The sequence below is a fragment of the Sporosarcina sp. CAU 1771 genome, from assembly GCF_054482775.1.
Window position 1 is genome coordinate 1 of record NZ_JBTLRN010000007.1, and the last position, 17,914, is coordinate 17,914.

At 36.5% G+C, this 17,914-nt stretch carries 17 protein-coding genes, 1 riboswitch and 1 other annotated feature; of the genes, 5 read left to right on the forward strand and 12 right to left on the reverse strand.

From position 1 onward, the window contains the following. Window positions 1-304: 304 nt before the first annotated feature. Window positions 305-1,738: a M20 family metallopeptidase gene (locus tag ACXYMX_RS07280; protein ID WP_459043587.1), complete on the reverse strand. Its 1,434-nt coding sequence runs from the start codon at window positions 1,736-1,738 to the stop codon at window positions 305-307. A 181-nt stretch (window positions 1,739-1,919) separates the two neighbouring features. Further along, window positions 1,920-2,196 (forward strand) — a binding site (T-box leader). Between the two features lie 66 nt (window positions 2,197-2,262). Between ACXYMX_RS07280 and ACXYMX_RS07285 the strand changes: the two genes are divergently transcribed. After that, the gene (locus ACXYMX_RS07285) at window positions 2,263-3,123 is read left to right on the forward strand and encodes an SAM hydrolase/SAM-dependent halogenase family protein (RefSeq protein WP_459043588.1); all 861 of its coding nucleotides are present in this window, start codon (window positions 2,263-2,265) and stop codon (window positions 3,121-3,123) included. Window positions 3,124-3,198: 75 nt separating this feature from the next. Here ACXYMX_RS07285 and ACXYMX_RS07290 read toward each other — a convergent pair whose 3' ends face one another. Then, a complete protein-coding gene (locus tag ACXYMX_RS07290; RefSeq protein ID WP_459043589.1) occupies window positions 3,199-3,546 on the reverse strand; it encodes a YkvA family protein in 348 nt (115 codons plus the stop codon). Window positions 3,547-3,723: 177 nt separating this feature from the next. On the opposite strand from ACXYMX_RS07290, the gene ACXYMX_RS07295 reads away from it, so the two are divergent. Next, the gene (locus ACXYMX_RS07295; protein ID WP_459043590.1) at window positions 3,724-4,335 is read left to right on the forward strand and encodes a DUF3298 and DUF4163 domain-containing protein; all 612 of its coding nucleotides are present in this window, start codon (window positions 3,724-3,726) and stop codon (window positions 4,333-4,335) included. A gap of 57 nt (window positions 4,336-4,392) precedes the next feature. On the opposite strand, the gene ACXYMX_RS07300 is transcribed toward ACXYMX_RS07295, so the two are convergent. The 8 genes from ACXYMX_RS07300 to ACXYMX_RS07335 form a co-directional block, all read right to left on the reverse strand. Continuing rightward, a complete protein-coding gene (locus tag ACXYMX_RS07300) occupies window positions 4,393-5,112 on the reverse strand; it encodes an NAD-dependent protein deacylase (RefSeq protein WP_459043591.1) in 720 nt (239 codons plus the stop codon). A 119-nt stretch (window positions 5,113-5,231) separates the two neighbouring features. After that, the gene (locus ACXYMX_RS07305; RefSeq protein WP_459043592.1) at window positions 5,232-6,809 is read right to left on the reverse strand and encodes a BCCT family transporter; all 1,578 of its coding nucleotides are present in this window, start codon (window positions 6,807-6,809) and stop codon (window positions 5,232-5,234) included. 109 nt (window positions 6,810-6,918) lie between these two features. After that, window positions 6,919-8,133, reverse strand: a complete 1,215-nt coding sequence (locus ACXYMX_RS07310) for an MFS transporter (RefSeq protein ID WP_459043593.1) — start codon at window positions 8,131-8,133, stop codon at window positions 6,919-6,921. A 29-nt stretch (window positions 8,134-8,162) separates the two neighbouring features. After that, window positions 8,163-10,397, reverse strand: a complete 2,235-nt coding sequence (locus tag ACXYMX_RS07315; protein ID WP_459043594.1) for an EAL domain-containing protein — start codon at window positions 10,395-10,397, stop codon at window positions 8,163-8,165. A 165-nt stretch (window positions 10,398-10,562) separates the two neighbouring features. Further along, window positions 10,563-11,153 (reverse strand): YitT family protein, encoded by a 591-nt coding sequence (locus ACXYMX_RS07320; protein ID WP_459043595.1) that lies wholly within the window; start codon window positions 11,151-11,153, stop codon window positions 10,563-10,565. Window positions 11,154-11,357: 204 nt separating this feature from the next. Then, window positions 11,358-11,675: a DUF4870 domain-containing protein gene (locus tag ACXYMX_RS07325; protein ID WP_459043596.1), complete on the reverse strand. Its 318-nt coding sequence runs from the start codon at window positions 11,673-11,675 to the stop codon at window positions 11,358-11,360. A 90-nt stretch (window positions 11,676-11,765) separates the two neighbouring features. Then, complete coding sequence (locus ACXYMX_RS07330; RefSeq protein ID WP_459043597.1) at window positions 11,766-11,999, reverse strand: hypothetical protein; 234 nt, start codon at window positions 11,997-11,999, stop codon at window positions 11,766-11,768. Window positions 12,000-12,588: 589 nt separating this feature from the next. Continuing rightward, entirely contained in the window at window positions 12,589-13,071 is a 483-nt protein-coding gene (locus ACXYMX_RS07335) for a PaaI family thioesterase (RefSeq protein ID WP_459043598.1), read from the reverse strand. 123 nt (window positions 13,072-13,194) lie between these two features. Between ACXYMX_RS07335 and ACXYMX_RS07340 the strand changes: the two genes are divergently transcribed. The 3 genes from ACXYMX_RS07340 to pepF all read left to right on the forward strand — a co-directional run bounded on the left by ACXYMX_RS07340 (window position 13,195) and on the right by pepF (window position 15,954). Then, on the forward strand, window positions 13,195-13,644 hold the full coding sequence (locus ACXYMX_RS07340; protein ID WP_459043599.1) for a hypothetical protein: 450 nt from the start codon (window positions 13,195-13,197) through the stop codon (window positions 13,642-13,644). Between the two features lie 98 nt (window positions 13,645-13,742). After that, entirely contained in the window at window positions 13,743-14,051 is a 309-nt protein-coding gene (locus tag ACXYMX_RS07345) for a hypothetical protein (RefSeq protein WP_459043600.1), read from the forward strand. Window positions 14,052-14,139: 88 nt separating this feature from the next. Then, window positions 14,140-15,954, forward strand: a complete 1,815-nt coding sequence (gene pepF, locus ACXYMX_RS07350; protein WP_459043601.1) for an oligoendopeptidase F — start codon at window positions 14,140-14,142, stop codon at window positions 15,952-15,954. A 60-nt stretch (window positions 15,955-16,014) separates the two neighbouring features. Here pepF and ACXYMX_RS07355 read toward each other — a convergent pair whose 3' ends face one another. Together ACXYMX_RS07355 and ACXYMX_RS07360 are read right to left on the reverse strand one after the other, a co-directional pair. Next, the gene (locus tag ACXYMX_RS07355) at window positions 16,015-16,827 is read right to left on the reverse strand and encodes a MetQ/NlpA family ABC transporter substrate-binding protein (RefSeq protein ID WP_459043602.1); all 813 of its coding nucleotides are present in this window, start codon (window positions 16,825-16,827) and stop codon (window positions 16,015-16,017) included. A gap of 100 nt (window positions 16,828-16,927) precedes the next feature. Further along, window positions 16,928-17,037: riboswitch (SAM riboswitch) on the reverse strand. Between the two features lie 52 nt (window positions 17,038-17,089). Next, complete coding sequence (locus ACXYMX_RS07360) at window positions 17,090-17,902, reverse strand: MetQ/NlpA family ABC transporter substrate-binding protein (protein ID WP_459043603.1); 813 nt, start codon at window positions 17,900-17,902, stop codon at window positions 17,090-17,092. Window positions 17,903-17,914 lie beyond the last annotated feature (12 nt).

Genomic DNA, 17,914 nt, shown 5'->3' on the forward strand with positions numbered 1-17,914 from the left:
AGGGAATTTCACTTGTTTTCTATATTTATTTGAACTTATGTTCCTATACTCTCTTAGCTGATTGGAGTGCAGAGCGGCGACTCCTACGGGATGAAGCGGGACAGTTGAGACCCCGCAGGAGCATAGCGACGAGGAGGCTCAACGCACGCCCCGTGGAACGCGTCCGCTCGGAACGGAAATCAGCGGTTAATAGGATTTATCCAATATATTTATAAAAAATGACGTTAGTGAAATTCCATCCCTTTCTCTTTTATTAGAGAAGGGGATTTTCTTTCACCAACGTCATAAATTGTACAACCTTTTTTTAATGTTTAAGCGGTGAAGGTTTTACTTCTGCTGGTATCGGACATACATACGGCGTTTTAGCCAATTTCTTTTTGTGTTCTTCCTGTACAGCTTTAAGTACTTCAGGGTTGTGTAAAATATGGATTGCAGTTTGAGCCATTGCTTCTCCTGCACGTAACATTCCACTATGAGCAAATGACGTAATCCCCTGTGCAGTCATTTGCCATGTATGAAGTGCTGTACCAAGTGCAGATGTAGCTGCAGTACACTGCGCAGTTGGAACAACCCAACTAACATCTGCAACATCCGTTGAACCCGCCATTACTTTATCCGATGGACGATAAGATGAGATTGAATCACTTAAATATTTCCCCTCAAAATCATCTTCATCGCCAATGTATCCGAAACCTTGCATTAGATCGATAAAGTTATCCCTTTCTCCATCTGTTAAGCTGTTCCAAATCGATTTAGCATAGCTTACCTCATCATCTGCAGGTGTTCCTGCTCCTGCTTCCATCAACTTTTCATGAAGCACTTCTTCTAGTGCGCGGTTCGGGATATAGTTTGAACATGCTTTATCAAATATTATTGTCAATTCTGTTTCAGTCATTAAAGCTGCGCCTTCAGCTACTTTACAAACACGCTTAAAGATTTCATCCACTTGCCCCACTTTAGGAGCTCGAATTAGATATAGTACTTCCGCATCGGCTTGTACTACGTTGGGTGAATAACCACCTGTGTTTGTAACTGCATAATGCATTCTTGCATCTGTGATTACATGTTCACGTAAATAATTCACTCCTACGTTCATCAATTCGACAGCATCTAGTGCACTTCTTCCAAGATGCGGTGAGTTCGCAGCATGTGACGTAATTCCTTTAAACCGGAAGAATACTTGATAATTTGCAAGCGACGACATACTCATAATTGCATTTGCAGGGGATGGATGCCACGTCAATGCGATATCTAGATGATCAAATATGCCATCTCTAGCCATGAACGTCTTTCCTGATCCGCCCTCTTCTCCTGGACAACCGAAAAATTGAACCGTTCCGCTCAATTTGTTTTCCTCCATATAGGCTTTCACAGCAAACGCGGAAGTTAATGCACCTGTTCCAAGAAGGTTATGTCCACAACCATGCCCTACATCTTTACCTTCAAGTGCTTCATACTCGGTACTATTTGCTTTTTGACTTAAGCCGGATAATGCATCAAATTCACCTAAAAACCCTAAATAAGGTGCACCCTCTCCAAACGTTGCAACAAATGCTGTTTCAATCCCTGCAACATTTCGTTCAACTTTAAAACCTTCTTGTTCAAGCTTGGTAGCTAAATATTTGGATGACTCATATTCTTCAAAACGTGTTTCAGGATGTTCCCATATATATGTGCTTATTTCCTCAAATCGACTACGATTCTCTTCTAAGTAAGTTTTCACAAAAGACTTTCCCATCGTAACTCCCACTCCTTTAAAAATATCTAACTCCTTAAGTATACCTGATTTCCTTGTCAATTTCGTCCTACCATGCTTCATTTGCACTAATTTTTCAAGGATACTATTCAAATCTTAGCGGACTGAGTTTTCGAATGAATTTGACTTTTGTTATAACTTCGTGTATTTTATTGGTTAATACAAAAAAGCATTGATGAGAAAAGTAAAGTGGTTCGGGTTTCTTGACAGAAAGCTTCTGGAGATGAAAAGAAGTACTAAACCTTCACTTGAAAATGGCCTCTGAGCTCTGAATTGAACGTGCAGTATTTTTGCATTAGTAGATATCAGCGGGAATTGGTACCCGTTATCTATACCACAGTCTAAAATCCATTTCGACAGGATTTTGCACTTGCTGAGGTTACTTATGTAAATAAGTAACAAATAAAGGTGGTAACACGAGATGGAATCTCGTCCTTTCAATCATTTGATTGGTATGGGCGGGATTTTTTTGTTCTCAAAAATATTTTGAATGGGAGTCGATTTACATGACGAATGGCTTATTGGTTTTTCAATCGGATTTTGGGAACGGGGACGGCGCAGTAAGTGCAATGCACGGTGTTGCAAATTCGGTTCAACTCGGGATTTCTATTTTTGAAATTACACATCAGATCCCTCAATATAATATTCGAGAGGCTTCTTATCGTCTCTTGCAAACAGTTAGTTATTGGCCAAGCGGGACCGTATTTGTATCGATTGTAGATCCAGGTGTTGGATCTGACCGGCGCGGAGTTGTAGCCAAAACAATTGACAACCACTTTATCATTACTCCAGATAATGGAACACTGACACATCTAAAAGAATTTATCGAAATTACAGATGTTCGTGTAATTGACGAATCAAAAAATCGTCTACCGAATTCAGGTGAATCACATACGTTCCATGGACGGGATATTTTCGCATACACAGGTGCTCGCCTGGCAGTCGGTAAAACTGTTTTTGAAGACATAGGGCCCGCGGTAGAACCTTCTACAATTGTTGAACTTCCTTTAAGAACTTCAACAATCGTCGACGGGGTCATTACTGGAATCATCGAAATTATCGATAGTCCTTTTGGTAACTTATGGACGAATATTAGTCGCGTCCAGTTCCGTGAGCTAGATGTAGAGTTTGGAGATTTATTTGAGGTTTCAATAACAAGGGATGGGCGAACAATTTACAATAGCATTTTGAAATATGGGCGTTCTTTTGCAGATTCACATATAGGTGAACCACTTGTTTACATCAATTCGCTGGACAACATCGGCATCGCCATTAACCAAGGATCCTTCGCTGACGCTTATCGCGTACGTACAGGCACGAGTTGGGAAGTTTCAATTCGCAAAGTAAACAAGAAAAAACCCGAATAAAGCAAACAAAAAAATGAAGTATAGAAGACGTATCTCTATACTTCATTTTTTATTGTTTGCTAAAAAAGTAACTTGTCAATTTTTCATTAACTCATTCGAATGAAAAAGTCGTTTCATCTTTTCAGAGGCCTTATTTTTTACCTCATCGTCAATATGTGAAGCCACTTTGTACACTGCTGCAGCAATAACACTTGCATCATCGGCGAGTCCGATAACGGGTATAAAATCTGGAATCAAATCAATCGGTAAAATTAGATAACTGATTGCACCAACAATAATCATTTTGGAGGATTTGGGAACTGCAGGATTTTTAGCTGTATAAAATAGCAATAAGCTATAATAGATTGTTTTTTTACCAGCCTTTTCACCATAGTTCCTTAGCTTGCCCCAAAACTTTTTATCCGAGTTATTTTCTTTTTTCATACAATCACTCCTCGTATATCGCCTATAATTTCATAATACACGCCTTATTTAATCCTGTCATGTTCGGCTTTCTAGTAAATTTAATATAAGTACGTATTCAATCCGTACTAGAACCGAATCTATATAGGTACCTATGCATATCATGAACCAAGCCTACTTATAGAAAGGAAGTCGTTCATGCATCTGCCCCTATCCATTCGAACCAAAATATTGCCACATGTTTCCCCAAATGTAAAAGTGTATTATCCCGTTATCTTTAATTTATCCAATCATGGTGTTCAACAAAAAATGAATCATGCCATCGTAGCAACTTTAAATACAATCCTCATTGAACAAAGCTTTTACGAAAGCAGCTTAGTTGAGCTTATAGCTTACTATGAATTAAAAACCAATCAGCGTGGGATCCTAAGCTTGAATATTATAGTTTATTCATTCACTGGTGGCGCTCATGGAATGACAATCATTAAGTCCCTAACCTTTGATACCACTATCGGAAAACAATACACCCTCAAAGAGCTTTTTAAACCTGGTACTGACTATGAAAAAGAACTCTCTTCGATCATTAAGAAAAAAATCACAGATTGGGACATTCAATTGATAGGCAAGTTTGAAGGCATACGAGCTGATCAAGACTTTTATATTGCCGATTCTGTTTTAGTAATTTATTTCCAACTGTACGAAATTACTCCGTATGTATGGGGATTTCCTTACTTTCCTATTCCAATTATGGATATTAAAGAGATTATCGAACCTGGCGGAGCACTTGAACGAATGATGTCCTTCACATAGTGAGATTCTAATAAAACCAACCTGTACTCAACGTAACATACAGGTTGGCTTTCTATTTCAACGGCTTGATAACTGCTTATTTTCTTCTAAAAGCACCTCACCTATTTTTCGGTTATTAATTACTAAATCGGCATACTTATCAAATTCCGTTGGCTCTAAATTGACGATTACTAACTGAGCACCATTATCTTTTGCAAGTAACGGAAATTGGTTTGCTGGTGTAACCGTTAACGAAGAGCCTAATACGATAAATAAATCCGCCTTCTGGCTTTCAACAACAGCTTGGTTAAAAGCATCTTCTGGTAATCCTTCCCCAAAAAGTACCACTGATGGCCGTAATGTCCCACCACAACTACAATAAAACTGCTCAGATTCATACATATCATTCGCATATTTTTTTCCGCAACTCTCACAATGAACTTGTTGCAGCGTCCCGTGTAACTCCATTACATTCTTCGAGCCTGCCACTGAATGGAATCCATCGACGTTTTGAGTAATTATACTTTGTATCCTTCCATTTCTTTCCCATTCGACCAATATCTTATGGCCTGCATGTGGTGTACAATCTTTCACACCGAGGACGCGTTTACGATAAAACTCGAAAAACTTTTCAACGTCTCGATTCATAGCTTCTGTACTGGCAATTTTTGCAGGATCTTCTTGTTCCCAAAGCCCTGTCTTTTTTGAGCGAAAATCAGGCAATCCACTTTCTGTCGACATACCTGCACCGGTAAAGATAACTGTGTGATTCGAATTTCTTAGTAAATCTGCAAGCACAATTCACTACCCCTTCCATTAACATACTATCTTAAGTCTATCATTAATCACCAAACGAGCAACGGAGGAGGGATGAAAAATGCTCAGCCCTATCACTCAGGCTAAGCATTTCTTGAATATTACTTCTCTTTTACTTTGTTACTTCGACTTCTCGCTCTTTTTTTAACTTCTTTTTCTACATGTTCAAACTGCCTAATATCTGAAGGTCGAACGGTAATCGGCTCTTTCTTCAGTAATTTCATCATCGAAAACATTAATAGTATCAAAAGTAATGTAAAGGGCAATGCCGAAACGAGGGAAGCTGATTGCAGTGCTTCTAAACCTCCAGCATATAATAATACGCCTGCGATTGCTGACATTAAAACACCCCAAGTCATTTTTACAATTAAAGGGGGAAGCAAACTACCATTCGTTGTCATACTCGCTAAAATATATGTTGCAGAATCAGCAGAGGTAACTAGAAATGTTAAAATAAGAATGATTGACATAAACGAGATTACACCTGAAAGCGGAACTTGTTCAAACGTTGTAAATATAGCAGATGTAATGTCTGCATCTACTGCACCCGCAATATCAGAACCATTATATAAATCATTGTATAGTGCTGTTCCACCAAGTGTTGCGATCCACATACAAGCAAATATTGGCGGAATAACCATAACACCTGTTATAAATTCTCGAATCGTTCTCCCTTTCGAGACTCGTGCTACAAATGCACCAACAAAAGGAGACCATGCGATTGTCCAAGCCCAATAGAAGATTGTCCAATCTTGTACCCAAGTGCCTCCTTGATAAGGCTGTAAGCGCAAGCTATATTGAATGAAGTTCGTGATATAATCACCAATCCCAAGTGTAAAGGATTCTAAAATAAACACCTTAGGTCCAACCATAAAAATAAATAGTAAAAGTGCTATTGCCATACCTAAGTTAAAGTTACCTAAATAGCGAATTCCTTTATTTAAACCTGTTGAAGCTGATAACATATAGCCAATTAATATAAAAATGATTATTGAAATTTGTACTAAAAATGTATTTTCTATTTGGAAAACAGATTCGAGTCCCCCACTCATTTGTAAGACACCTAATCCGATTGATGTTGCAATTCCCATCACTGTAGCTATTACGGCCAGTGAATCGATACCCGTTTTTAAATATTTATTTGAACCTAGCAATGGCTCTAAAGCTGTAGATATTAATCCGTTTTCTTTTTTCCTAAACTGTAGGAAACCAATAACTAAGCCAACAATCGCAAAAATTGCCCATTGAGAAATACCCCAGTGAAAAAATGAATACCCCATTGCAATTCTTGCTGACTCTCTAGAAAGAGGTTCAACACCGTTTATTGGTGAGTTCAGAAAGTGACTCATCGGTTCAGCAACGCCCCAAAAAACAAGCCCTACACCAAAACCAGCTGAAAAAAGCATGCCTATCCATGTAAAGAAGGGATAATCTGGTCTTTCTTCATCTCCACCAATGCGTATCGCACCATATTTACTAATTGCAAGTCCTGCTAGGAATATAATAATGACAAATACAGATAATAAATAAAACCAACCAAAGTTCTGAGTTGTAAAACCATATAGCACTTCCGCAATTGCTTTGAATCCTTTAGGGTCTATAGATCCTGCGACGACTAAGAAAAATACTACAATTACTGAAATTAAAAATACCGGGTTCTTCCAAAACTTCCTATCCAAAAAGACCGACTCCTATATTATATTTGAATATTTCTATACCCCTAAAAAATATAGACTAAACATTTTTTAAAGCAAAAAAGCTAACCAATACGGTTAGCTTTTTCAATGTTTATGCATGTTTCATCGTTATTTTTTGATCACGAGGAAGCCCGAGACCTACAAGTCCAATAATCGGTAGAAATGAGATGATAATCATCGTTTGATAGACACCAATATCATCCATTAAAATACCGATAACAACTGAACCTATTGCGCCCATTCCGAATGCTAATCCCACAGTTAACCCTGCCATCGTGCCAATCTTACTCGGAACTAACTCCTGAGCATAGACTACTGTCACTGAAAAACTTAGCATTATAAAGAAACCAATAATTACCAACATGAGTATAACGACTGGTAAAGAAACATATGGTAATAAAATACACAATGGAATTGGGACAACTAGTGATAATACAATTACATTTTTTCGGCCAATAGCATCTGCAATAGGTCCACCAAAAAAAGTTCCGGCTGCTCCTAAAGCTAGAAACAAGAAGATGACTAATTGACCATTTTTGATTGTTAAACCATAGGCTTCCATCAAATGGAATATGTAAAAGTTCGTGATATTTACGACATAAAATGATCTAGCAAAAATAATAATCAACAAAAGCCCTAGCGCAATACCAATTTGTTTCTTTGTTAAATTTGCCATTGAAGATAAGAGAACTCGTTTTCGATTGTTTAACTTTTCCTGATCTAGCTGATTTTTATACCATATTGATATCTTCACCAATATAAACACCGCAAGCCCCGCCACGATTATGAATAACGCCGCGCCCGTTTGTCGAAAAGGAACTAAAATAAAGGCACTAATAAGTGGTGCTAGCGCTTGTCCTGTATTGCCCCCAACTTGATAAATCGATTGTGATAATCCCCTCTTTGGACCAGCAGCCATAAAAGAAACTCTTGAACCTTCAGGATGAAAAACGGCAGACCCAAAGCCCAAGAACATCACTGAAACGAGGATCATCCAATATTCAGGCGCAAATGCTAAACCCGCGATTCCAACAAGCGAAAACATCATTCCAATAGGAAGAGCGAAAGGTTTTGGCTTTCGATCACTTAGATAACCAACTACAGGTTGCAATACTGATGCAACCATATTTAATACAAAAGCAATGAGTCCTAACTGTGTAAACGTTAACCCCATATCTTCTTCCAATATCGGGAACATAGCTGGAATAACAGATTGCAATGAATCATTTAGAAGGTGGACCCCGCCGATTGCAAACATAACGGGATACACTGGATTGCCAACAATTGAAGATGCTTTCTTTTCCATAACTTATTCTCACACTCTTTCCGCACTTTTTAAAGCTCTATCACATCTCGCTGAATTTCTACAAATCTTGTTTCGAGCTCTTCCGCAGAAATTGGCTTACTATAATAAAACCCTTGTATTACATCACAGCTATGAAGACGTAAAAACTGCAATTGCTTGTCATTTTCGACTCCTTCTGCAACAGCTTCTAATTCAAGGTTATGGGCGACCTGAATGATTAAAGCTACGATGTTTGCATCGCTCTCCCCTTTTTCTATGTTTTGAATAAAAGAACGATCAATTTTCAGTCGATTAATATTAAATTTCGACAAGTAACTTAACGAGCTATAACCAGTTCCGAAGTCATCAATACTTATATAAACGCCAAGTTCTTGCAATCCATTCAAGATTGGAATCGCATGTTCCACGTCCATCATCATTGTTTCCGTTATTTCAATTTCTAAATACTCTGGGCGTAATCCGGTTTCAACTAGAGTTTCTCTTACAAGTTGAACTAAATTACGGCTTGCAAATTTTTTAGCAGATATATTTACAGCTATTCGAAAAGGAGGTAAGCCATCATCTTGCCATTTTTTATTTTGTATACATGCTGCACGTAACACCCATTTGTCGATTTCAATTATAAGCCCACTTTCTTCTGCATTGGGAATGAATTCCATCGGATACATTAAACCTTTTTCAGGATGCTTCCATCGAATAAGTACTTCCACTCCATTAATTAGTCCTGTTGCAACTTCAACTTGTGGTTGATAAAAAAGAACAAACTCCTCTTTCTCTATTGCTTTGCGTAATGATGAATCAAGAAGTGTACGTTCCTTCGATTTTGAATCAAGTTTCTCTGAATAATAGACAATTTGATTTTTCCCCATCTTTTTAGCATGAAACATTGCAGTATCCGCCTTAACAAATAAATCTTCCAACAACAAACTATCATCTGGGTAAATTGCAATTCCACTACTTGCCGTAATATGAAATTCAAAATTACCCATTGATAATGGATGACTAAATACTTGTGACAATCTTTTATCGATTAAGGTTAAATCTTTTTCTTTAGTAAAGGGCTTCACTATAATAAATTCATCCCCACCAACCCTTGAAATAAAGTCTTCTGGATCTAAAATATTTTCCAGTTGTATTGAAATTCTTTTTAAGAATACGTCACCTTTGGTATGTCCCAATGTATCGTTCACAAGCTTAAATCGATCTAAATCTATATGAATAAGAGCAAACTTATTTTTTTCAATAGGGTTTTTGTTTACGTCCAAAAGATCAATTAATTTTTCTGTTAAAAGTCTACGGTTCGGTAGACCCGTTTTTTCATCATGATTCGCTAAGTAATTAATTTTTTGTTGAATTTCAAACAACTCTGTAATATCTCTAATTTGCGAAAAAGCACCAATGACCTGACACTTATCATCATAAACGGGAAATGCATCCAATAAACATACATTTTTTGTTTCATCTTTACTAATAGTAATCTGTACATCTTTATAACTGGCTTTTTCATTGATTACCTTAAGAGCATATCCCCCTATTGGATCTAGATTAGAAATATTGCTTCCAATAACATCCTTAGATGACATATCCAGTAGGTTTTCTGCACTTGAGTTAAATTCTACGACTTCTCCTTTAGCGTTTGTCACTAAGACACAATATAGATTATTATCCATCATAACTTGATTTAAAATATTCAGTTCTTTATTTTTCTTGCGCAGCAACAATTCCCTTTCAATGCTATCAGAAACCGTTGATAACATTGCTGGATACAACGGATTATGATGTTCCAATGTAGTCATAATTGCAAGCGTACCAATAATTTTATTCGTTTCAATATCTTTAAATGCGATTCCATAGCATGCGCAATCATGAAATCGTTGAAGGAAGTGCTGGTCCCCTAAAACTTGTATCGGTTCACAATCATTCAGTAATGCCAGACTGATAGCATTTGTTCCCATCACTGGAATGGATATTTCATAACCCGGTTGTACTCCTAATGTTTTTGCAGCAATACGCATCATATTATCTCCAAACACACTAAGAATAACTCCATTGTGGTCCGTCACTAAGAATTCTAATGGGGTATCAGCTAATAAATCTAGGATTTTGTTACTGAAAAACTTTGTTACTGAAATTATTTCTTCATATTCCTCTATTTTATCTGATAAATTTAATTGCGATACATATGTTAATGGACCCAGTGTCTTTTCAGGGTTCATACCTAGCTTATGACAAAGCTCATTAACTTCATTAATAGAACATGCCATCTAGTTATCCCCTTCCTTCTTCTTTCAAAAAATGCTCATTTATAATTTCTTCCTAGTCTAAGATACTTCAACAAAAAAGATCAAATTCCTCTTAAATAATGTACATTTAGTCAAAATTTCACAATAATTCTGGAAGTAGTTCTTTCTCAAGAGCTAGAATTGTATTTAATCTACTTTTTCTTTTTGAGAAACTAATAAACTCGTCACTGTGCCTACGAAGAAAACGGTTGTATAAGATAAGATTAAATGAGAGGAAGCAATTAGTAAACAACCAATAGAAACAATTAGTAGATCAATAAAAAAAATTAGTACACCAGGATTTAACATTAGTTTCCTTGCCAGCATTTGTCCTAGTAAATCAAGACCGCCAATACTTATATCATTTCGAAACATCAGCCCGACTCCAAACCCAATAAGTATACCTCCAACTGCAGCACTTACTAAAGGAGTGAACATCAGAAGATTTCCGTACAAATGCAATGGATGCAGTGCATCAATAAGAACGGAGGAAATTAGCATTCCATGAATACCATTGTAAAAAAAAGCTCGATAATAGAACCAGGCCATTATAAATATTGGAATACTTATTAATAGAAATGTGAATCCAACTTTTACATCTAGTAAATAGTGAAAAATCAGGCTAACGCCTACCGCTCCACCTTCCAATAACCTATGCGGAACGAGAAACATATTTATTCCAACAGCAATTAATAAACTCCCAACAAGTATTATAAATGTTTTCTGTACAAGTTCCATTTGCCCCCACCTTTTAATAGATGTATATGTTTGGGCACAGAGAGTCTTTACTTGAAAAGCATTGGAAATTAGGATCGCTTATCTTTAAGTTGAGGATTACTATGTTCCACAAACAGAAATCGGAACTGATTAAGATCCCACTTTTTTAATTTCACCAAAAAAATACTTTCCAGTGAATGTTCACCTGGAAAGTACTACTCATAATCAGAACCATCTACCCACTACTGGGTATTTATATTCTTCGTAATTTAGCGTCTTGATAATAGCAATTATTGGAATTACTAACCATGCAATACCTAAAGCGATTACAAGTGGTATACCAATTAATACAACTATCAATGCAAAAGAAATCATAAAGAATGCGCCCATAACTAACTGAAAAAGAACTGCTTGAATTGCTAAACTTTCCACTTCAAGATCCTTTTTGTAAAAATGACAAAAAATATAAATGATAATAGGCACTGCATATGGCGCAAAAAAAGCACTCGCATGTACCAATATTTTTAACCCTCTATTATCCATTTTTAAAAACCCCCTACACGTTCTTAGTAATTAATTATACGAATGAAATGTAAGAAAGTTTCATTTATCCGAATTCGTTTTTCTAATTACCTATAGTTTCGTTAACTCATCAACATCAGACGTATAGCTTAACTTCATTTTCTCCAATTCAAGTTTCATCTTTTCAGTTTCTATGATGTAGTTCTGTTGTTTTAATTTTTCAAGCTCAATTTCTTCACGTACACTTCCCACTTTTATTTTCGCAAGTCTTCTTTTATGGTCTGTAACTATTGCAATTACTGGTATACTTATAACAAGCGCTACTATCACGATTGCTTCAATCAATTTCAACACCCCCAAGATTATTAACTACTTCAATTGTACATTATACAATTCAACTATCTCTAATTTATTCAAAATTAATTTTATACGTTGATGGGCAAAATAACAGCATACAAATAACAATCAAATATCGTAAAAATATGGTATGCTTCAAAGTATTCAAATCAAACTGAACGATGGAGGTATTCTACCTGATGAATGATTCGATACAAAGCATCTCCACACTTTCGTATAGTACAGTTGAACGCACAATATATTGGCATGAACAACGCAGGAATCAAACTGAACATCACATTTCTTTATATGTAGATACAATAGTTACAACCAAGCATATTTTCAAATTAGAACAAGTCAATGATATTTCTTATAAACCTTTTTCTAGTGGCACCGGGCTTTTCTATTTGCACACAATCCAAGGTGTATTCACATATCAAATCGACTCAGATCCTAAACATTTCATTCGAGAATATAAGAAGTTATGCTAGTAATATTTTACCTATTTTTCTGTAGCTAAAATACAACCAGCACCAAAACAGGTGGAACAACTATCTTACGTTGTTCCACCTGTTTTTTTATTTCTTCTTATTTCATTTTATTTCTGGACAAATGATGCAGGCATAATAACACCGACAACTTCTCCACTTGCGCATAGTAGATCATCTGCGAAAACTTCAATAACTGCTTTCCATTTCTTCGGGTGAATCTCTTCCACTTTACCGATAGCTTTTAAAACTTTACCTTGTGGCGTAGGCTTCAAGAAATTCACATTTAATGATGCTGTTACAAAACGAGGTGCGTCTTCTCCGTCCCCGGGCTCATGTCCATTTTTACGGTGCAAGGCCAATGCAGCAGATCCTGTACCATGGCAATCTATGAGAGAGGCAATTAAGCCACCGTAGACAAAGCCAGGAATCGCTGTGTGCTTTTCAGAAGGTTCGTAATACGTAACTGTTTCTACTCCTTGCCAACCTGTACGAAATTGATACCCCTGTTCATTTAAACGTCCACAACCGAAGCACATAGCAAAATCATCTGGATAATCGTCCTGAATTGCATGTTTAACATATTCTTTCATAAAACCATTCCTTTCAGAGTAGTAATATCATAATCTCTATTATACCACTTTGGTCGATAACACAAATGCAAATCGATTTGACTGCGTATACTATAGAAACTAGCTACAAGGGGGGAATGAAGATTGAAATTAAGAGCAGTTCTTTTAATCGCGATTTTAGTTGGGGGTTTGTACGCTATCATTCAATCTCACAATGAATTCAAAGAAAAACAGTTTAGTGAATTAATTGATTCAAAAAGTACTAATTTCACTTCACTTTCATTCACGAAACCCGACAAATTAGGGATGGCACCGGAGGTATGGATAACCGAAGATAACAAAGTAGTGGAAAACCTTCTCGTGTTTTTAGAAAACTACAGCATTCAAAAACTAAAAACTGATGAACCAACAACTCACTTTTCAGATAATCAGTTTAGTATTTTAATAGAATCCGAAAATGGAGATGAAATTAGTATCCTTCTTGAAGATAATTTAATCGTATTAAATTCTTTATCTTACTATGAGATTGTTAATGGGCCACTCAATCAAAATTGGATGATTAATTTCTTCATTTCAAATCAAACGCATAAATAGTTTTCATCAACCCGTTCATCTATTAATGCTCCTTTCTACTTGCCTTCACTAATTTCAGATATACTTATAGTTGAATCTGCGAATTGGAGGGCATTCCTATGGAGTACAAAAGCATCGAAGAACAAGTTATCCAAAAGTATCAAGAAGACGAACAAATCATGATTCAATTATTTATCAAGTGGTGCTTCAATCATGAACTTGATCCGATTATGTTATATAAAAAAGCCTATCCTGAACAATTGAAAAACCCCGCTCTACTTAAAGCACTTGAAGAGTTCGACACGAACGAACAAATGGATATTACCAACGAAACTATACTTGATATTCTACAAATGTTTGGTAATGATGATCTTGCTTTCATCGTATCCGATGAAATAGAGCATATTGCAAAAAAACAGAGTAACTAACTAGATAGGAAAGAGTACATTTCCTTTTCAATCTATTATATACTTATAATTAGTTCGAAATTCGTAATAGATAGAAGGAGCGATTATTTTGGTTAAGAGTTTACCCCTACGATCAGATGTAAGAATTGAAGAAACGTGGAATTTAGATGATTTATTTAAATCGGAAGCTGATTTTGATGAGGCAATACTTACGCTAGAAAAAGATGTCGAGACATATGCTATGAAATTCAAAGGGAACATGATTGATGCTGAAGCAGTAAATAGTGCGTTAAGTGGCTATTCTGCTCTTTATGAAAAAATAGTTCCTCTAGGTACCTTTGCTAACTTAGCCGTTAGCACAGATCAAACAAATGATGACGCACAAATGCGCGCTAGTAAATTTGGTTCTACTGCTGCGAAAGTTTATAGTCAATTATCTTTTGTTGAAAGCGAACTTTCAGATTTACCGATTGAGGTATTGCAAGAAGCCATTCAAAGCTCTAGTGAATTCAAAAACTATTTAGAGAAGTTAATTCAAAAAAAAGCACATCAATTGCACCCGGAAGTTGAAAAAACATTAGCTGCATTCTCTACAACTTTTGACGGTCCTTATAGCTTATACAACACTACAAAAATGATTGATATGTCCTTTCCCGATTTTGAAGTGGGAGGAGAAACGTTTCCATTAAGCTATGTATCGTTCGAAGGTGGTTGGGAATCCGAACCGAATACAGAAAAACGCCGTGCTGCATTTGATGCATTTTCTTCAAAATTAAAGGATTATCAACATACAACTGCAAAAACGTATGATTTGCACTTACAATCAGAAAAAACAATGTCAGACTTACGAAACTACCCAACGATTTTTGACTCACTTTTATTTGATCAAGAGGTCGACAAATCGATGTATGATCGTCAAATCGACTTAATAACAAAAGAACTTGCACCACATATGCGAAAATACGCAAAATTGCTTCAAAAGGTACACGGTCTGGACGAAATGACTTTTGCAGACTTAAAAGTTTCTCTCGATCCAACATACGAACCTAAAATTACCGTAGAAGAATCAAAAGTGTATATTGACGAAGCACTTTCAATAATGGGTGAAGACTACTTAAATATGGTAGATCGCTCGTACAAAGAACGTTGGATTGACTTTGCACAAAACATTGGTAAATCGACAGGAGCATTCTGTTCCAGTCCTTACGGCAGTCACCCTTACATTCTTATTTCATGGACAGGTAGCATGGAGGACGTATTTGTCCTCGCTCATGAACTTGGACATGCGGGACATTTTTACAACGCACACAAAGAACAAAATATATTCAATTCGAGACCTTCACTTTATTTTATCGAGGCTCCTTCTACGATGAACGAGATGTTAGTTGCGAATCACTTACTAAAAAACTCTGATGACCCGAAGTTTAAACGTTGGGTAATCTCATCGATTGTTTCACGTACCTACTACCATAACTTTGTCACGCATTTGCTTGAAGCTGATTATCAACGCAAAGTATACGAGCGAATCGATGCAGGTGGCAGTGTAAACGCAACTGTTTTAAACACTTTGAAAAGAGATGTTCTTGAAAGCTTCTGGGGAGACGACGTTCGTATCAATGAGGGTGCAGAACTCACATGGATGCGCCAGCCTCACTACTATATGGGCTTGTATCCATATACATATAGCGCTGGTCTAACAATCTCCACACAAGTTTCTAAACGAATTTTGGAAGAAGGTCAACCGGTTGTTGATAAATGGTTGAATGTTCTAAAAGAAGGTGGCACTAAATCACCTGCAGAACTTGCAAAAATGGTCGATGTGGATATCACTACAGATAAACCACTTAGAGATACGATTGCATATATTGGTGATCTAATTGATCAACTTGTGGAATTAACTGAAGAGATTGATTCTACCAACTAATATTTATCCCAAAAAAGCCATCTAAGAATTCATTCTTAGATGGCTTTTGATATCGTATAGTTAATTCATCCAGTCCGGCTTCCCGAAACCAGCAAATTCTTTGTCTGTAATCTCCTTAAATTCAGCAGATTCAACTGTTTCTTGAATATCCTTCACAAACTGCTGATCTTTATCTTCCGTACGAATAGCTACTACGTTTTGAAAATCAGGTGACAATTGCTCCAAAGCTAACGCATCAAGTAGAGACATTTTCGCTGCGATTGCAAAGTTCCCCGGAATCGCTGCCAAGTCCGAACTTTCAATCGACCTAGGCAACATTGCCGCTTCAATTGGTTGGAAAACTAAGTTTTTAGGATTCACTACTACATCTTTTTCAGAAGCTTTAATTGGATCGATTGTTCCGTCAATTTCTATTAGTCCTAGTCCTTGTAAAACTAATAACGTACGGGCTGCGTTGACCGGATCATTTGGCATAGTGATTTTTGATCCATCCTCTATTTCTTCTAATGAATCAAACTTATTTGAATAGATTCCTAAAGGAGCCGTTGGGATGCTAATTAGAACAGATAAATCCATATTATTTTGCTCAGAAAAGTTGTCTAAATAAAGCGTATGCTGGAACATATTTACATTAATTGAATTATCATTTAGTGCATTATTTGGCTGTACATAATCTCCAAACTCCGTTAATTCAACTTTATACCCTTTCTTCTCAAGACCAGGTTTAATTGCTTTTGTTATCATGTCACTATAAGGCCCTGCTGTCGCACCGAATTTAATTGTTTTGTCATCGCCTGCTTTGTCTTTTCCACCACATGCTGCAAGTACACCAATTAATCCAATAAGTAGTATTGATAAGATCATTTTCTTCATCTTTTCTCTCTCCCCTAATCCATTTTTTAAATTCACATACATACTCTTTCTATAATTAAAAAGCACTTCTCTCATAATGAAAGAAGTGCTGAATAATCTCAGCTTATCTCTCAGAATGATATACACTCCGTAGGAATTGGCACCTTCCTTCTTTTAAAAGGGGTTGCTGGACTTCGTAGGGCCTAATCCCTCAGTCTCTCTTGATAAGTTTACTTATTTAGTTAAGTGGCTACCGTACGCAAAATATAAAATGACAACTAACTTATTTCATCCAGCCTGGTTTGCCAAAGCCTTCAAATTGCTCATCGATTACTTTTTCAAATTCTGGTGATTCAACTACCGCAATAATATCTTTTGCTAATTGTGAATCTTTGTCTTCAGTTCTTACCGCAACAACATTTCGGAATTGATCGGGCATATTTTCTAAAGCTAACGCATCAAGTAAATTCATATCTGCAGCAATTGCGAAGTTTCCTGGAACAGCTGCTAAATCTGTACTTTCAACAGAGCGTGGCAATTGTCCCGCTTCAATTGGTTGGAACACTAAGTTTTTATGATTGACTGTAACGTCTTTTTCTGAAGACTTAATCGGATCAACTGAACCGTCAATCTCTATTAGTCCAAGCTCTTGTAATGTTAGTAAAGTACGTGCTGCATTCACTGGGTCGTTTGGAATTGTAATTTTAGCACCGTCTTCGATATCATCAAGTGACTCATACTTATTCGAATAAATTCCAAGTGGAGCTGTTGGTACACTTATTAAATCAGATAACTCCATATCGTTTTCTTTAGAAAAGTTCTCTAGATAAACGATATGTTGGAAAAGGTTTGCATCATTCGATCCACTGTTTAACGCATTATTTGGTTGAACATAATCGCTAAATTCTTGTACTTTTATTTTATATCCTTTTTTCTCCAATTCAGGAATAATTGCTTTTGATAGCATATCGCTATATGGTCCTGGTGTTGCTCCAAATGTTAGTTCTTTCGTGTCTCCTGCTTTGTCTTTTCCACCACATGCAGCAAGTACACCTATAAGTACTACTAATAATACTGTTGAAATAATCTTCTTCATCTTTTTTCTCTC